Origin of the sequence: Kocuria sabuli (assembly GCF_040981185.1) — a bacterium.
GTDB classification, from domain to species: domain Bacteria; phylum Actinomycetota; class Actinomycetes; order Actinomycetales; family Micrococcaceae; genus Kocuria; species Kocuria sabuli.
Genome location: NZ_JAVHZE010000006.1, coordinates 161,641 through 178,052, shown reverse-complemented (window position 1 = coordinate 178,052; position 16,412 = coordinate 161,641). Strand labels below are relative to the sequence as shown.

General features: G+C 74.3%; 15 protein-coding genes and 1 tRNA gene. 11 read left to right on the top strand and 5 right to left on the bottom strand.

The features are described 5' to 3' along the window. Window positions 1–126: 126 nt before the first annotated feature. A complete protein-coding gene (locus RE027_RS08665; protein WP_368807843.1) occupies window positions 127–1,578 on the bottom strand; it encodes an isochorismate synthase in 1,452 nt (483 codons plus the stop codon). Between the two features lie 68 nt (window positions 1,579–1,646). Between RE027_RS08665 and RE027_RS08660 the strand changes: the two genes are divergently transcribed. From RE027_RS08660 to RE027_RS08640, 5 genes are all read left to right on the top strand, one after another. Further along, window positions 1,647–2,366 (top strand): demethylmenaquinone methyltransferase, encoded by a 720-nt coding sequence (locus tag RE027_RS08660; RefSeq protein WP_368807842.1) that lies wholly within the window; start codon window positions 1,647–1,649, stop codon window positions 2,364–2,366. Further along, window positions 2,363–3,658 carry a geranylgeranyl reductase family protein gene (locus RE027_RS08655; RefSeq protein WP_368807841.1) on the top strand — a complete coding sequence of 432 codons (1,296 nt, stop codon included), beginning with the start codon at window positions 2,363–2,365 and terminating at the stop codon, window positions 3,656–3,658. Before RE027_RS08660 ends, RE027_RS08655 begins: the two co-directional genes overlap by 4 nt. An 11-nt stretch (window positions 3,659–3,669) precedes the next feature. Further along, window positions 3,670–4,737: a polyprenyl synthetase family protein gene (locus tag RE027_RS08650; RefSeq protein ID WP_438612426.1), complete on the top strand. Its 1,068-nt coding sequence runs from the start codon at window positions 3,670–3,672 to the stop codon at window positions 4,735–4,737. 97 nt (window positions 4,738–4,834) lie between these two features. After that, window positions 4,835–6,604, top strand: coding sequence for a sodium-dependent transporter (locus RE027_RS08645; RefSeq protein ID WP_368807840.1), 1,770 nt, complete (start codon window positions 4,835–4,837; stop codon window positions 6,602–6,604). Continuing rightward, window positions 6,601–6,750: a methionine/alanine import family NSS transporter small subunit gene (locus RE027_RS08640; RefSeq protein ID WP_368807839.1), complete on the top strand. Its 150-nt coding sequence runs from the start codon at window positions 6,601–6,603 to the stop codon at window positions 6,748–6,750. The genes RE027_RS08645 and RE027_RS08640 overlap by 4 nt, the downstream gene beginning before the upstream one ends. 176 nt (window positions 6,751–6,926) lie before the next feature. On the opposite strand, the gene rarD is transcribed toward RE027_RS08640, so the two are convergent. Continuing rightward, complete coding sequence (rarD, locus tag RE027_RS08635) at window positions 6,927–7,859, bottom strand: EamA family transporter RarD (RefSeq protein ID WP_368807838.1); 933 nt, start codon at window positions 7,857–7,859, stop codon at window positions 6,927–6,929. 21 nt (window positions 7,860–7,880) lie between these two features. Then, entirely contained in the window at window positions 7,881–9,128 is a 1,248-nt protein-coding gene (locus tag RE027_RS08630) for a DUF6882 domain-containing protein (protein WP_368807837.1), read from the bottom strand. A 227-nt stretch (window positions 9,129–9,355) separates the two neighbouring features. Between RE027_RS08630 and RE027_RS08625 the strand changes: the two genes are divergently transcribed. Then, a complete protein-coding gene (locus RE027_RS08625) occupies window positions 9,356–10,759 on the top strand; it encodes an SseB family protein (RefSeq protein WP_368807836.1) in 1,404 nt (467 codons plus the stop codon). 21 nt (window positions 10,760–10,780) lie between these two features. On the opposite strand, the gene RE027_RS08620 is transcribed toward RE027_RS08625, so the two are convergent. Further along, entirely contained in the window at window positions 10,781–11,254 is a 474-nt protein-coding gene (locus RE027_RS08620; RefSeq protein ID WP_368807835.1) for a Fur family transcriptional regulator, read from the bottom strand. Window positions 11,255–11,551: 297 nt separating this feature from the next. On the opposite strand from RE027_RS08620, the gene RE027_RS08615 reads away from it, so the two are divergent. From RE027_RS08615 to RE027_RS08605, 3 genes are all read left to right on the top strand, one after another. Continuing rightward, window positions 11,552–13,279 (top strand): zf-HC2 domain-containing protein, encoded by a 1,728-nt coding sequence (locus RE027_RS08615; RefSeq protein WP_368807834.1) that lies wholly within the window; start codon window positions 11,552–11,554, stop codon window positions 13,277–13,279. A gap of 162 nt (window positions 13,280–13,441) precedes the next feature. Next, window positions 13,442–14,326 (top strand): zinc metalloprotease HtpX, encoded by an 885-nt coding sequence (htpX, locus tag RE027_RS08610; RefSeq protein WP_368807833.1) that lies wholly within the window; start codon window positions 13,442–13,444, stop codon window positions 14,324–14,326. Between the two features lie 251 nt (window positions 14,327–14,577). Then, on the top strand, window positions 14,578–14,853 hold the full coding sequence (locus RE027_RS08605; protein ID WP_368807832.1) for a hypothetical protein: 276 nt from the start codon (window positions 14,578–14,580) through the stop codon (window positions 14,851–14,853). 136 nt (window positions 14,854–14,989) lie between these two features. On the opposite strand, the gene RE027_RS08600 is transcribed toward RE027_RS08605, so the two are convergent. After that, a complete protein-coding gene (locus RE027_RS08600) occupies window positions 14,990–15,481 on the bottom strand; it encodes a YajQ family cyclic di-GMP-binding protein (protein ID WP_368807831.1) in 492 nt (163 codons plus the stop codon). A 139-nt stretch (window positions 15,482–15,620) separates the two neighbouring features. Here RE027_RS08600 and RE027_RS08595 point away from each other — a divergent pair, with 139 nt between their 5' ends. Next, window positions 15,621–15,935: a hypothetical protein gene (locus RE027_RS08595; RefSeq protein ID WP_368807830.1), complete on the top strand. Its 315-nt coding sequence runs from the start codon at window positions 15,621–15,623 to the stop codon at window positions 15,933–15,935. A 107-nt stretch (window positions 15,936–16,042) separates the two neighbouring features. Further along, window positions 16,043–16,124: transfer RNA gene (locus tag RE027_RS08590), tRNA-Tyr, on the top strand. Window positions 16,125–16,412: the final 288 nt, after the last annotated feature.

Below are 16,412 nucleotides of genomic sequence, written 5' to 3'. Positions count from 1 at the left end.
CGCGGTCGGGCCGCACGAGGAGCCGGCTCTACGGGGCGGTAACCCCCGACTGCGTTCGGGACACAAGGATACGGTGCATTCCGGGCGGCCGAGCGCACGGGCGGAGCCGGCCGGCGCGGGCGGGGCTCAGCGGGCGGAGAGCCCCGGGGCCGGCACGAGGCCCTGGGGGGCGGCGGCCTGCTGCCCGAGGGCCTGGAGCATGGGGCGCAGCTTCGCCCAGGTCTCGGCCAGCTCGGCCTCGGGGTCGGAGGCGGCCACGATGCCGCAGCCCGCGAAGAGCCGCACGCTGCGCTCGTCCTCCTGCACCGCACCGCGCAGGGCGATGCCCCAGTCGCCGTTGCCGGTGGCGTCGAGCCAGCCGACGGGACCCGCGTACAGGCCCCGGTCCATCCGCTCCAGCTCCGGGATGGCGGCGGCCGCCGCGGCGGTGGGCGTCCCGCAGACCGCGGCCGTGGGGTGCAGCGCCTCGGCCAGCTCCAGGGCGGAGGGCGGGTCACCGGCCGGGCCGGGGCGCAGCGCGGCCGTGACGTCCGAGGCCAGGTGCCACACGTTGGGCAGCTCGAGGATGAACGGCTCGGGGGAGGTGGCGACCGCGTCGGTGTACGGGGCCAGCGACGCCACGAGGGAGTCGATCGCGAAGCCGTGCTCGTGCTGCTGCTTCTCCGACTCGCCGAGCACCCGGGCGGCGTACTCCTGGGGGTCCTCGCCCGCCGGGGCGGCGTCCCGGTCCAGCGTGCCCGCGAGCACCCGGGCGTGGGCCACGCCGTCGAGCACCTGCACGAGCATCTCGGGGGTCGCCCCCATCAGCCGTCCCGCTCCGCCGGCGTCCCCGCCGAAGCCCACGCAGTACGTCCAGCACTGGTCGTAGCGGTGGGCGAGCTCGCGGACCACGGCCACGGGGTCGAGCGGCGCCTCCGTCCGGGCGACGACGTCGCGGGCCAGCACGAGCTTCTCCAGCCGGCCCGCGCGGATCAGCTCCACCCCGTCGCGCACGGCCTCCGTCCACTCGTCCTCGTCCAGGGTGCCGGAGCAGAGCCGGACGGCGGCGGGCTCCGCGGCCCGGTCGCTCCCGTCGGCCGGCGCACGCCCGGGAGCGGCGCCGAAGCGGCGGAACCAGGCCGCCGCCACGTCGTCGGTGCTGAGCCCGAACGGGGTCCCGGGGGTCACGGCCACCACGAGACTGGCCCAGGCGAGGTCGTCGCGGCGGCCCACGAGCAGCTCCGGCACCACGAGCCCGGAGTCGGTGCCGGAAGCCGTGGCGAAGGTGAACGCGCCGAAGGCGGTGAGCCCGGTGCCCGGGGCACCCACGCGGTCCTCGACCACGGCGGCGGCGACCACGTCGTCCCACCACACGCGCGCGGCGGTGAAGCGGTCCGCGCCGCGCACGGTGTGCTCGGCGGCCCGGCCGTGGGCCACGAGGCCGCGCCCGTCCACGGTCCACGTGAGCAGGTCGGGGCCGGCCAGCAGGTCCCGCAGGTCCGGGGCGGTCGCGGGGTCCGCGCCCAGTGCGGACAGCGGCACCGTGAGGGCGTGCAGCACGGGGACCGGCGGGACGGTGGCGGGGTCGGTGGAGGACATCGCCCCCCAGTCTAGGCCGCGCGCCCGACAGAGCCGGGGCCGTCGGACGGAGGTGCGACAATGACCGGGTGAACCGAGCAGACCTGTCCAAGCAGCCGCACGAAGTCTCCGCCATGTTCGACGACGTGGCGCCGCGCTACGACCTCGTCAACGACATCCTCTCCCTGGGGCGGGCCCGCGGGTGGCGCAAGGTCGTCGCGGAGGCCGTCGCGGCCGTGCCGGGGGAGCGGGTGCTCGACCTCGCCGCCGGGACCGGGACCTCGTCCGAGCCGTACGCGGACGCCGGCGTCGGCGTCGTGGCCGCGGACCTCTCGCTCGGGATGCTCGAGGTGGGGCGCGCCCGCCGGCCCGACATCGAGTTCGTGCAGGCCGACGCCACGCAGCTGCCGTTCGCCGATGCCTCCTTCGACGCCGTGACGATCTCCTTCGGCCTGCGCAACATCCAGGGCCACCGCCGTGCGCTGGCCGAGATGCTGCGGGTCACCCGCCCGGGCGGGCGCCTGGTGATCTGCGAGTTCTCCACGCCCACGCTGGCCCCGCTGCGCACCGTCTACACCGAGTACCTCATGAAGGCGCTGCCCGGGATCGCCGCGCGCACCGCCTCCAACCCCGCGGCCTACCAGTACCTCGCCGAGTCCATCGCGGCGTGGCCGGACCAGGAGGAGCTCGCCGCGCAGATCCTCGGGACCGGCTGGAGCGGCGTGCAGTACCGCAACCTCACCGGCGGCATCGTGGCCGTCCACCGGGCCGTCAAGCCCGGCGCGGGCGCCTCCACCGCCACCCGATGAGGGCCCTCGTCCTCGGCGGCGGACCCGCGGGCGCCTCCGCCGGGTACTGGCTCGCGGCGCACGGGATCGAGGCCACGGTCCTGGAGAAGACCGCCTTCCCCCGGGAGAAGGTCTGCGGCGACGGGCTGACCCCGCGCGCCGTGCGCGAGATGCAGCTCATGGGCCTGCCGCACGGGCCCGAGCTGGGCTACGCCCGCAACCGGGGCCTGCGGCTCGTCGCCCGGCAGCGCAGCGTCGAGGTGCCCTGGCCCGAGCTCACCGACTTCCCCGGCTACGGGCTCGTGCGCACCCGCACCGGCTTCGACCAGCACCTCGCCGAGCACGCCCGGGCCGCCGGGGCGCGGGTGCTCGAGCGCCGGTCCGTCACCGGGGTGCTGCGCGACGACGCCGGCCGGATCGTGGGGGCCCGGGCCAACGTCCTCGACGACGCCGGCCGGCGCACCGGCGAGACCGAGGAGCACCACGCCGACGTCGTGCTCGCCGCGGACGGCAACTCCGCCCGCGCCGCCGTGTCGGCCGGGCTGCACAAGCGGGACGACCGCCCGATGGGGGTGGCGGTGCGCGCCTACTACGAGTCCCCCCGCTCGGACCTGGACTGGATGGAGGGCTGGCTCGAGCTCACCGACGGCCACGACCCGCGCCGGGCGCTGCTGCCCGGCTACGGCTGGGTCTTCGGCGTCGGGGACGGCACCGCCAACGTCGGGCTCGGGATCCTGGACACCTCACCGGCGTTCGGGACCCTCGACTACCGGAGGGTGCTCGCCGGCTGGACCGCGTCCATGCCCGCCGAGTGGACCTTCGACGAGGAGCACCGCCGCGGGCGGGTGCTCGGGGCGGCCCTGCCGATGGCCTTCAACCGCACCCCGCACCACGTCCCGGGGATGCTGCTGCTCGGCGACGCCGCGGGCCTCGTCTCCCCGTTCAACGGCGAGGGCATCTCCAACGCCATGGAGTCCGCCCGCTACGCGGCCGAGCAGGTCGTGGCGGCCTCGGCCGCCAACGGGCCCGCGCAGCGGGAGCTCGTGCTCGCCGGCTACCCCGGCCGGGTCCGCCAGGAGTGGGGCGCCCACTTCACGCAGGGCCGGGTCCTCGCCCAGCTCATCGGCAGCCCCGCCGTGATGCAGGCCGCCGTGCGCACCGGCATGGCGGTGCCCGCGCTGATGCGCTTCGTGGTCCGGGTCATGACGGAGCTGTCCGACCGCCCGGCCGCCACCTGGGAGGACCGCGTCGTCGCCCTGCTGGACGCCCTGACGCCTCCGACGGGCAACACCCGCCCCCCGAAAACTCGCTAGAGTGGTGGACCGTGACTGAATCCTCCTCCTCGAGCGCCGACGGCCCCGCCACGGGTCTGGGCACCGATCAGGTGAAGCTGCCGGCCGGCTTCGACCTCATCGCGACCGACGACAGGCTGGGTCCGGTCGTGCTGCAGGCGCTCACCCGGATCGAGGAGCGGCTGGACGAGGCGGTGCGCAGCGCCGACCACCTCGCCGACGTCACCTCCCGCCACCTGCTCCGGGCCGGCGGCAAGCGGGTACGCCCCCTGCTGACCGTGCTGGCCGGGGAGATCGGCGGCGGCGCCAACGACGCCGTCCTCGAGGCCGCCGCCGTCGTCGAGCTCACGCACCTCGCGACCCTCTACCACGACGACGTCATGGACTCCGCGCCCCTGCGCCGCGGCGTCGCCACCGCCCAGACGGTGTGGGGCAACTCCGTGGCCATCCTCACCGGCGACCTCATCTTCGCCCGCGCCTCGTCCATGGTCTCCGACCTCGGTCAGCGCGCCCTGAAGATCCAGGCGGACACCTTCGAGCGGCTCGTGCTCGGCCAGCTGCACGAGACGGTCGGTCCGCGCGACGGCCAGGACCCGCTGGAGCACTACCTCGACGTGCTCGCGGGCAAGACCGGCTCGCTCATCGCGGCGTGCGGGCACTTCGGCACCGTCCTCGCGGGGGCCGGGCAGGACGTCGTGGACGTCATGGTCGAGTACGGGGAGAAGGTCGGCATCGCCTTCCAGCTGGCCGACGACGTGATCGACGTGACCGGCGAGGACGAGATCTCCGGGAAGACCCCCGGCACGGACCTCCGCGAGGGCGTCCCCACCCTGCCCGTGCTGATCCTGCGCCGCATGGCGGGGGAGGGCGACGCCGAGGCCCGGCGCGTCGTCGAGCTCCTCGACGCCGACCTCGCCTCGGACGAGGCTCTCGGGGAGGCCGTGGCCGCGGTCGCCGCGCACCGGGCCACCGAGGAGGCCTGGCGGATCGCCCGCGCCTGGGCCGACGAGGCCATCGCGTCCCTCGACCCGCTGCCGGACTCCGTGGCCAAGCGCGCCCTCGCGGCGTTCGCGCACGCGGTCGTCCACCGCGCGGCCTGAGCCGCGCCCGCAGCGCGGGACCCCCGGTGCGTCGCGGTGGTCGCACGGACTAGCCTGTAGCCGTCCCCAGACCACTTCCCGCACCCGAGGACCACCCATGACCCAGTCCCCACCCGGCCGTGCCACCGCGCCCCGCGAGGCGTTCTCCAGCCGCACGGTCTTCATCCTGGCCGCCATCGGCTCCGCCGTCGGCCTGGGCAACATCTGGCGCTTCCCGTACATCGCCTACGAGAACGGCGGCGGCGCCTTCCTGATCCCGTACCTGGTGGCGCTGCTCACCGCCGGCCTGCCGCTGCTCATGCTCGAGTACGGCGTGGGCCACCGCTTCCGCGCGTCGGCGCCGCTGGCCTTCCGCCGGCTGCACCCCAAGACGGAGTGGATCGGCTGGTGGCAGATGGGCATCAGCTTCGTGATCGCCGTGTACTACGCCGTGATCCTGGGCTACGCGATGCTGTACACGATCTTCTCGTTCAGCAAGGCCTGGGGCGACGACCCGGCGGCCTACTTCCTCTCGGACGTCACGCAGAGCTCGGAGCAGATCACGGTCGGCTTCGACTTCGTCCCGACCGTGCTGATCGCCACGGCGATCGCCTGGGTCGCGCTGCTCGTGGTCCTGCTGCTGGGTGTGCAGAAGGGCATCGGCCGGGTCAACCTCGTGCTCATCCCGCTGCTGGTGCTGATGTTCCTCTCCATCGTGGTGATCGCCCTGACCCTGCCGGGCGCCACCGACGGGCTCAACGCCTTCTTCACCCCGGACTGGGCCGCCCTGGCCGACAGCTCCGTGTGGGTCGCCGCCTACGGCCAGATCTTCTTCTCGCTCTCCGTGGGCTTCGGCATCATGATCACCTACTCGTCCTACCTCAAGCCCAAGACCGACCTCACGAGCTCGGGCCTCGTCGTCGGCTTCGGCAACTCGAGCTTCGAGCTCCTGGCCGGCATCGGCGTCTTCGCGGCGCTGGGCTTCATGGCCGGGGTCGCGGGCACCGGCGTCGACGAGGTGGCGACCTCCGGCATCGGCCTCGCGTTCATCGCGTTCCCCACGATCATCTCCCAGGCGCCGTTCGGCACGCTGATCGGCGTGCTGTTCTTCGCGACCCTGACCTTCGCCGGCTTCACGTCCCTCGTGTCGATCGCCGAGGTGGTCGTGGCAGCCGCCCAGGACAAGCTCGGGCTGCGCCGGCGCGGCGCCGTGCTCCTGGTCGTCGTCCCCATGGCCCTGATCTCGCTCGCGCTGTTCACGACCACCACGGGCCTGAACCTGCTGGACGTGACCGACAACTTCGTCAACCAGTTCGGCATCGTCGCCGCGGCTCTGGTCTCCGTCATGCTGCTCACGGCGGGCTTCTCGGCGCTGCCCACGTTGCGGGACCACCTCAACTCGGTCTCCTCGTTCAAGCTGGGCCGGGCGTGGATGGTCGTGGTCGGGGGCGTCACCCCGATCGTGCTGGGCTACATCCTGATCAACACGCTCACCACGACCCTCGCGGAGGGCTACGGCGACATGCCCGCGTGGTTCGTCAACACCTTCGGCTGGGGCACCGCCGTCGGTCTCGTGGTCATCGCCCTGCTGCTCTCCCGGCTGCCGTGGCCGGCCTCGTCCGCGGCCTCCGACCTGAGCCCGTCACCGGCAATCCTGGACGCCTTCGTGGACCGCAACCGGATCCGCGAGGACCAGCCGCTGTCCCGCTGGTCGGACACCGCGCTGCGCACCCCGGCCCTGGACCAGGACTTCTCCTACCGCACGGTGGAGCAGGGCACGGTCGCGTCCCCGGGCCGGCACGCCGCCGTCCCGGCGGCGCCCTGGACGACCACCGGGTCCAGCGCCTCGTCCACCACCCCGTCCACGTCCGAGGAGGACCCCCGATGACCACGTCCGCCGTCATCATGATGATCGTCGCCGCGCTGCTGCTGTGGGGCGGCTTCGTCGCCGCGGTGCTGCACCTGCGGCGCAGCCCGGAGATCTCCGACGACGGCCAGGACCCCGGCGCGGAGGACCACCCCCGGACCACCTGACCGACAGCCCGGGTCCTGCCCGGGTCCCGCCCGGAACGGCAGGAGGGCCCCGGCGCCGCGCGGCGCCGGGGCCCGCCTCGTCCCCGCCTCGTCCCCGCCTCGTCCGGGTGTCCTGTCGCGGCTCCTCCCGTTCCGGGCGGCTCGTCCCGGCCCAGGGCGGGGCGCCCGGGACGGGCTCAGGCCCGCCGGACCCGCGGCGTCCGCACGGCGTCGAGCACGAGCATCAGCACCGCGAGCCACACGAAGCCGAAGCTCACCCAGCGCACCGGCGGCATCTGCTCGCCGAGCACGAGCACGGCCAGCAGGAACTGCATGATGGGCGTCAGGTACTGGATCATGCCCACGGTGCTCAGCGGGAGCCGGCTCGCCGCGGCGCCGAAGAGGATCAGCGGCACGGCCGTGATCACACCGGCGGCCAGCAGCAGCCCGGCATGGCCCGGGCCCTCCGTGCCGAGGGTCAGCGCACCGTCCGCCGCCAGCACCGCCACGACCACCGCGGCCACGGGGGTCAGGGCCATCGTCTCCACCGTCAGGGTCACGACGGCGGGGAAGGAGCCGCCCACCCGGTTCTTGACCAGCCCGTAGAGGCCGAAGGAGAAGGCGAGGCCGAGGGACAGCCAGGGCACGCTGCCGTAGAAGACGGCCATCACCACGACGGCGACGAGCCCCACCCCGACGGCCGCCCACTGCAGCCGGCGCATCCGCTCCCGCAGCACGACCACGCCGAGCAGGATGGCCACGATCGGGTTGATGAAGTACCCCAGGGAGGCCTCGATGGTGTGCCCCGTGGTCGTCGCGACCACGTAGAGGAACCAGTTGATCCCGATGAGCAGGCCCGCGAGGGCGAGCGCCGCCAGGGTGCGGGGGGAGCGCAGCGCCCGGCCCAGCGTGCCCAGCTGCCGCGTGAGCGCCAGCAGCGCCAGGCAGAACAGCAGGGAGAAGAGCACGCGCAGCGCCACGATCTCCAGGGGCGTGGCCGGCTCCAGGAGGACGAAGTAGAGGGGCAGCAGCCCCCAGATGCCGTAGGCCCCGAACCCGGACAGCAGACCGGCCCGGGCCCTCGACTGCTCGTCGGGATCCGGGCCGGGCTCGGTGTTGTAAGCGGTCACGCTCGAGAGTACCGCCGGGGCTCAGAGGCCGAAGAATCGGCTGAAGAAGCCCTTCTTCCGCTCGTCCTGCACTTCCTCGGCGGGCTCCTCGCCCTCCACCACGTGCTCGGCCTCCGCACTGCCGGGGACGCCGGGACCGGCCACGACCTCCCGCTCCACCTCTCGCTCGTGGGCGGGCTCCGGGGCGGCGACCGGCTCCGGCGCCTCCTCCGCGGCGGGGCGCACGGGCTCGGGCCCGGGCACCACCGTGGTGCTCACCCGGCCGGGGCGCACGTCCCGGTCCGAGGGCTCCTGGTCGAACGGCAGGTCGGCGTCCGCCGCACCGGCGTAGGCCGCGGCCGGCTCCTCGGTCTCCCGGGGCTGCTCGACCTCCCGCGGCGGCTCCGCGTGCTCCGTCTCGACGAAGTCGGGCACCTCGAGCGGCTCGGGCTGCTCCTGCGGGGCCTCCGCGGGCACCGGGGCCTCCCGGGGTGCGGCGGCCTGCTGCGCCTCGCCGCCCTCGCGGGCGGCGGTGCTCTCCGCGGCGTCCCGGTCCTCGCGCAGGGTCACGGCGCGCGCGCGGGCGTCGGCGGCGAGGTCCGCGAGGACGTCGGGGCCGACGGCCGGCTCGGCGGGCTCGACGCCGGAGATCTGGTGCTCGTCGAACCAGAAGCGCTGGGCGCCGTCCCCGACGGTGACCACGCACGTGGCCTCGGTGTCCCACTCGATGTGCGCGCCGCGCAGCTTGGCGTAGGAGTCCACGGCGAGGTTGTGGTCCACGGCGGTGTCCGTGGTCAGCGCCTCGGCGATGACCCGCATCATCCGCTCCACGGTCAGCTCGGGGAGCTCCAGCTCGGGGCCCTCCAGCAGCAGCCACGCGGTGACGCCGCCGCCGGCGGTCGCGGGGTAGTGCGCGTAGACGCCGGTCACGCCCTTGGCCGCGAGGGTCAGCCGGCGGGCCAGTCCCTCGGCCGCGGGCAGCTCGTCGGTGGACAGCTCGTCCACGCCCAGCCGCCGGCCGGCCTCCCGGGCCTGGACCGCGGCGGAGACCACGACGGCCGGGAAGTGGCCCAGCTCCTGCCAGGACCAGATCCAGGAACCGCGCGATGTGGAGTCGGTGCCCAGCAGGTACGGGGTGAGGCTCACGGGCGGCTCGGTCTGCAGGGTGAACGCCGGCGCGGAGAAGTCGACGTCCCACTCGGCGCCCTGGGTCAGCTCGGCCAGCCTGGCCTGGTACTCGGTGGAGATGAAGATCGACTCGTCGATCAGATCCTGCAGCGTTTTCGTCATGCGTCCAGGCTAGCAACCATCCCGGACGCAGGAGCGTCACGGCGGGGGCCCCCCGGTGCGTCGGCGGCCCCGTCTCGCGCGTCGTCCCCGCGGGCGGGCGGGACCCGCTTCGATAGGGTGGGGGCGAGGCCTCCGGGCTCCGCGACGCCGTGTCCGGCCCCGTGGCCGTCCTGCGAGACCACCACGATCCGAGCAGGCCCCTCCCGGGGCCGGGAACGAGCCACCGCATGAGCGAGACCCCCGCCACCCCGAAGCCCGGGCCGGGCGAGCAGGAGCTGCTGAACACCATCGGCACGTGGATCCTCTCGGTGCTGCGCACCGAGCCGGGCTGGGACCGGATGGTCGTGGACCTAAAGTTCCAGGGCGGGCGCGTGCACCTGCGCGTGCGGGAGCAGCGCGGGCAGGAGGTGGTGCCCGGCACCGCCGGTCCCATCAAGGAGGACAGCGCCGTCATCCCCGCGGTCGAGCAGCTGCGGCAACGGTCCTACGTCCGGGGCCGCGGCACGTGGTTCACCGCGACCGTCGTGGTCCTCGCGCAGGGCTGGCCCGAGCCCACCCACCGGATCGGCGGCACGTACGACTTCGACGGCGAGCCCCGACCGTGGGGCACCGAGGGGCCCTGGACGGCGCAGGACGTCCTGGCGCACCTCGAGGAGTTCCCGCGCACCCGGGCCCGGATCCCGGCGTGGGCCGCCGAGCTCGCCGTGCGCGAGGGCGTCGAGCTCCCGGCCCTGGAACCCGGGGCGGAGCCGGAGGCGGACCGCGAGGGCGTGGTCCACCCCCTGGTGCGCGCGGCGATCGACCGGTTCGTGGGCGCACCCGACAACAAGGCGATGATCGAGGTGATCCGCCAGTGCATGGCGGGGTCGCTGCTGCTGGACGTCACGGCGAGCACGCTCGTGCAGGGACCCGACGGACAGGCCGTGGGGCCGGGTTCGACGCTGCGCGTCCAGACCCTCGGCGAGAGCGACGGGACCCGGTCGCTGGCCGCGTACACCTCGGCCGCCGAGGCCCAGGCCATGTACGACCGGCACCACTCCGACGGGGGGAAGCCCGTGCTGCTGCGCGAGTCCGCCGTGAAGGTCCTGCAGATGCTCGTGGACGACCCCCAGCACGACCACCTGGCCATCGATCCCGCTGGGCAGGGCTGCCGGATCAGCCGCCCCCAGATCGAGTGGGCCGTGCGGGCGCCGCACAACGACGTCGTCAAGGCGGCGATGCTCGAGAACAACATGTCGCAGCTGCTCGCCGGGCTCCTGGCCCCGGACGGGGTGCTGCTGCTCGGCGCACGCGTGCAGGGCGAGCGGGCCGTCCCGGTCTACGCCAAGCCGCAGGAGGACGGCGCGGCCCCCGACACGCTGCTGCTGTTCACCTCCGCGGCCGAGGTCGCCGTGCTGGACCCGGCCCTGGAGGTGCGTTCCGCGCCGTCGCGCCAGGCGCTGCGCTTCGCCCTGGACTCGGGGGCCGCGAAGGTGTGCATCAACGCGCACCCGCCCGTGGCCACCCTGACCGCCGAGCAGCTCCTGGAGCTGCTGGCCCTGGTCGAGAAGGACGAGGCCGAGAAGGACGAGCCGGTGGGCGCGGGCCCGTCCGCGGGGGACGACTCCTCCCGCGGTGCGCGCGAGGACTGAGTCCGGCGGGACCCGGGCCCGTCAGCCGGCGCCGGGGACCGGGGTGGCGGCCAGGCAGTCGGCGCAGACGCCCTGGTAGACCACGTCGGCCGCGAACAGCTGCATGCCGTGGTGCTCGGAGGGTGTGAGGCACGGGGCGTGGCCGACGGCGCAGTCGACGTCGGCGACCGACCCGCAGCGCACGCAGTACGCGTGGTGGTGGTTGTCACCGGTGCGGGTCTCGTAGAGCGCCGGGGAGGCCGGCGGCTCGAACTTGCGCAGCATGCCCACCGCGGTGAGGTCGGAGAGCACCACGTAGACGGACTGCACGGTGATCGCGGGCAGCACGGTCCGGACCTCGGCGACGACGTCCTCCGCGGTGGAGTGCGGGCGACGCTCCACCGCGTCCAGGACGGCCAGGCGCTGCTTGGTGACGCGGCGGCCGTGGGAGCGCAACCGGTCCGACCACGCGGCGGTCCGGCCGGCGTCCGGGGCGGGGCGTTCCGTTGTCTGCATCCCCCTACCGTAGCGTTATCACGATGGACTCACAATAGCGGGACGGCGCTCCGGCGCCCGGGAGCGGGCCTCCGGCCCCGTGTTACGAACGAGAACGGCTCGTGACGCGGGCGCCGTGCCGCCGTCCGGGGGCCGGATCTACCATGGGTCCGGGGGATCGGGGGTCCGCGGCAGGAGGAGCAGGCCGTCGTCGTGCTCGCCGTCACCGTCCGGGCAGGGGGCCCGGGCGCCACGAGAGCACTCCCGGGTCGCCCGCACCACCCTGCAGCCGCCCCCTCCCGAGACCGACGGAGACCCATGACGCGCACCACCGACGAGGAACTGCTGGCCGCCGTCCGGGCGGGGGAGCCCCACGCGTTCCAGGACCTCCGGGACCGGCACTGGCCCACGGCCGTGGCCGTGGCCCGGCTCCACACCCCCAGCCGTCCCGACGCGGAGCAGCTGGCGGGCACCGCCGTCGACCAGACCCTCGCCGACCTGTCCGCCGACGACGCGCCGGAGGTCTTCCTGCGCGCCCGGCTCGTCGAGGTCGCCGGCCGGGCCGGGGCGGAGCCGCCGCGAGCCGCCGAGGCCGTCTCCGGCGTCTACCTCGGGCTGCCCCCGTCCTGGCAGGCCGTGCTGTGGCACACCGAGGTGGAGGGCCTGCCGCTCGACCGGACCGCCGAGCTCCTCGGTCTGAGCCCGGCCGCGACGACCGCGCTGCACCTGGAGGCGCGCGCCGGGCTGCGGGCCGCGTACCGCCGGACCAAGCTGGACCACCCCCTCACCGGCGCCTGCGAGGAGTGCGCCGGGGACCTCGGGGCCTTCGTGGACGGTGCCCTGCCCGCGCCGAGGCTGCGCGCCGTCGAGGCGCACCTGGACGACTGCCCGCGCTGCACCGCCGACCTCCTGCACCTGCAGGACACCGAGGCCGGCCTGCGCGGCTGGGTGCTGCCCGTCCTCGCCGGGGTACCGCTGTGGGGGGACGCCGTCGGAGATCTCGGTGCGCTCGTCCGCGCCGCCGGCCGGGAGAGCGCCGCGCGCCCCGCCGCCGCCCCGGGCGCGGATCTGGCCGGCGGATCACTGGCCGCCGTCGGTGCCGCCCGGCGGGGGCGGAAGGTGCTGCTGGGCGCCGGCGCGCTGGCCGCGGCCGCCGCGCTCGCCGGAGTGGCCGTGACGGGCCCGGGCGGGCTCGGCGACGGGACAACCCCGGCGGCGGACACCCGGGCTCAGGAGGGCGGCGACGGCGCGGCGACCCCCGTTCCTTCCGCTCCGGCCGCTGCCTCGGGCCCGGCGGCGACGGAACCGGGGGACTCGGGGTCCGCCCCCGAGGCCGGGGGCTCGGACGCCGCGGGCCCGACGGCGGACGCCGATGGTGCAGAAGCAGAGGCTGAGGGCCCGCAGACGGAGGTTGAGGATCCGCAGACCGAGGACGAGGACCAGCAGACGGAGGCCGAGGACCAGCAGGCGGGCGCCGAGGACGCACCGGCGGGGACCGAGGACCGCGGCGACTCCGGGTGGCCCGTGCGCTCCGGCGACGTGCTGGTCCTCGAGCCGTCCCCCGTCCCGGCACGGCCCGCCGCCGAGGACGCCGACCCGGCCGACGAGGTCTCGACTCCGGCGCGAAACCCCGCGCCGGGCGCCGCGCCGCGCCCGGCCGGTGAGGGGGGCGGGACGGCATCCGGTTCGCGCGGCACCGGAACGACGCCGCCGCAGGACGATCCGGACCGCGGCGCCCCGGACCCGGCCGGTCAGCCGGCCCAGGACCGGGCCACCGGTTCTCCGGGGGGACTGCCGGGCACTCCGCAGGACCCGCCGGTGAGGCAACCGGACGCTTCGGCGGACCCGGTCGGCACGCCGGCCCAGGCCCGGTCCACAGGTTCTCCGGTGACGTTGCCAAGCCTCCTTCCGGATCCGCCGGACATTTCTCCGCCCACCGCGTCCAGCCCTCCGGCGCCGGACAGCCCGCTGCCCGGGCCCATCGGAGGCGGCACGCCCGACGGGGGCGCGACACCCGGCGGCGCGGCCACCGCACCGAACGGCTGAGTCCGGGTTCCTCCGCGCGTCGTCGGGTCGCCGGTGACCACGGTGCTGCTCGGAACCGGCTGGGAACTCGCCGTGCGCCCGGCGGGGCGGGAAGAGGACGGCCGGCGCAGCGGTTGTCATGGGCAGTAGTCCCCGCCCCCGCGAGAAGGAGCCGCGCCCACGATGCACCAGCACAACAACGGACTGAAGACCGTCCTGCTGCTCGGGGGTCTGTGGGGGGTGCTGCTCGCGATCGGGTGGGTCGTGGCCAGTGGCACGGGCAGCAGCATCTTCATCTGGGTCTTCGCCCTGATCGGCCTGGCCTCGACGGCCTACAGCTACTGGAACAGCGACAAGCTCGCGCTGCGGTCCATGCGCGCGATCCCCGTCACGGAGCAGCAGGCTCCGGGGTACTACCGGATCGTGCGGGAGCTGTCCCGGCGCGCGAACCAGCCGATGCCGCGGCTGTACATCGCCCCCACGATGAGCCCCAACGCGTTCGCGACCGGGCGCAAACCGGAGCACGCGGCCGTGTGCGTGACCGAGGGCATCCTCCAGCTGCTCGACGAGCGGGAGCTGCGCGGCGTGCTGGGCCACGAGCTGATGCACGTCTACAACCGCGACATCCTCACGTCCTCGATCGCCGCGGCCGTCGCGGGCATCATCACCTCGGCGGCGCAGTTCCTGCAGTTCACCGCCATCTTCGGCGGCGGCCGGGGCGGGGACCGCGGCAATCCGCTCGTCGGGCTGCTCCTGGCCTTCCTGGCCCCCCTGGCGGCGACGATCATCCAGCTCGCCGTCTCCCGGACCCGCGAGTACGACGCCGACGAGGACGGCGCCCAGCTCACGGGCGACCCGCTGGCCCTGGCCTCGGCCCTGCGCAAGATCGAGATGGGCGCGAGCGCGCGGCCGCTGAACCCGGCGGACCAGAAGCTGGTCAACACCTCGCACCTGATGATCGCCAACCCGTTCCGGGGCGGCGGGGCGTCCAGCCTGTTCCGCACGCACCCGCCCACCGCGGACCGCGTGGCCCGGCTCGAGGGCATGGCCGGCATCGGCCGACGCTGATTGCCCACGGCTGCGCACGAGTCCGCCCCGCTCCTGCGGGGGGCTGCGCAGGAAGACGTAACATCCGGCAACGCCCGGGCCGCGACGGACGGTGCGGACCGTCGACGGATCCGGCACGATCCCGCCTGGTCGGGCCGACACCGAGAGCCGGGCGGGCCGCTGCGCCAGTCTCCCAACGGGCAGCGGTCCTGGCCGGTAGGCCGATTCACAGATCTCGCTCCGTCTCGCGGGCGCGGAGTAGGTTCGGGCCCATGACACGCAACCAGCGCATCCGGATGATCGCCGCCACGTCCGCCCTGGCACTCGGGGGCTCCCTGCTGACGGCCGCTCCCGCCACCGCCTCGGACGGCTGCTACTCGTTCAACAAGGACACCGCGAGCTGCGGGTGGGACGGTCCTCCCGCGCCGTCCACCGGGGACTGCTCGTTCTCACTGGCCCTGTCCGTTGCCCCCCTGCTCTACCCGCCCTCCTGGCTCGGTCTCTTCTGGAGCGGGGCCTCCGCCGCGAACACCCTCAGGACCTGTTGAGAGATGCCCGGGCGCTCCTGGGCCGGTGACCCGGGCCCCGGAGCCGCCCACCGCCGGCAGCGGACGGACCTCCGTCGTCCCCGGACATTCCGCGGACGACGGAGGCCCGACGCCCCCACCGGGTCGGGCCGGTGGTCTAGCGGTAGTTGATGAACTGCAGGTCGACCTCGAGCTCCGAGCCCTTGAGCAGGGTGATGACGTCCTGCAGGTCGTCGCGGGACTTGGAGGACACGCGCAGCTCGTCGCCCTGGATGGTCGCCTTCACGCCCTTGGGGCCCTCGTCGCGGATGAGCTTGGTGATCTTCTTCGCCTGGTCCTGGGCGATGCCCTCCTTGACGGAGGCCTCGATCCGGTACTCCTTGCCGGAGGCGAAGGGCTCCCCGGCGTCGAGGGACTTCAGGGAGATGCCGCGCTTGACGAGCTTCGACTGGAAGACGTCGAGGACGGCGTTGACGCGCTCCTCCGAGTTGGCCTTCATGAGGATCTTCTCGCCGGAGAAGTCGATCTCGGCTCCCACGCCCTTGAAGTCGTAGCGCTGGGCGATCTCCTTCTGCGCCTGGTTCAGGGCGTTGGACACCTCCTGCTTGTCGACCTTGCTGACGACGTCGAACGAGGAATCGCTGGCCATGCTGCCTCCTGGGCTGTGGACGGTGGGGCGGGCGGCGTGCGTCCCGCCGGACTGGGCGCCAGTGTAGCGGGCGGTGTCCGTCACCGTTTCGTGATCTGGTGCCAAGGGTCCGTTCAGGTCGGCCTCCCAGGATGATGGCATGAGCACATCCGAGGCCCTCGACGTCGTGGTCCCCGGTCCGGCGCGGAGCCTGCGCGGAACGGCTGCGGCGACCACCGTGCTGGCGGCCGCCCTGCTGATGGGCATCGGACTCGGTCCCGCAGTGGCCGCTTCCGCGGCCGCCCCGGCCGGTGCGGTGACCGCGGCCGCGGCCTCCTCCGTCGTCGACCCCGACGTAGCGCAGCGGCTGGTCGGCGTCGCGCAGGATCTCGCGGAGGCCGTCATCCACGGCGAGATCACCGCGGAGCAGGCCGAGTGCTTCCTCCAGCAGGTGCACCGCCGGCTCGCATGCTGAGCCCGTCCGGGTGATTTCGCATCCCGGCGGATGTTCTGTACTGTTGAAGTGCTCCCACACGCGGGGGCCGCACGCCACTGGTCCGCGAGGATCGTCGGCAGCACCCCGGCAGATTACCCGAGCGGCCAAAGGGGGCTGACTGTAAATCAGCTGGCAACGCCTACGGGGGTTCGAATCCCTCATCTGCCACGGAACGTGAGAACCCCGGTTCACCAGGAGAAACACCTGGGAACCGGGGTTTTCTGCTGTCGGGCCACCGTCTGCTGACAGCTTCCGGGACCCCCGGTCGTCAGGGGACGTCAGGACCGCCCACCGGGCGCTCGGCGCCGTGGACCGCCTCCGGACCACGCTCGCGTCCGGTCCGGCCGCGAGCGACGGCACGCCGGGAGCGGGCCGACGTCGTCCGTGCGCCGGTGTACGACTCATCACCGACAGGTGAACAACTGTTGAACGGGTAGCGTGACGGTACTAGGTTTC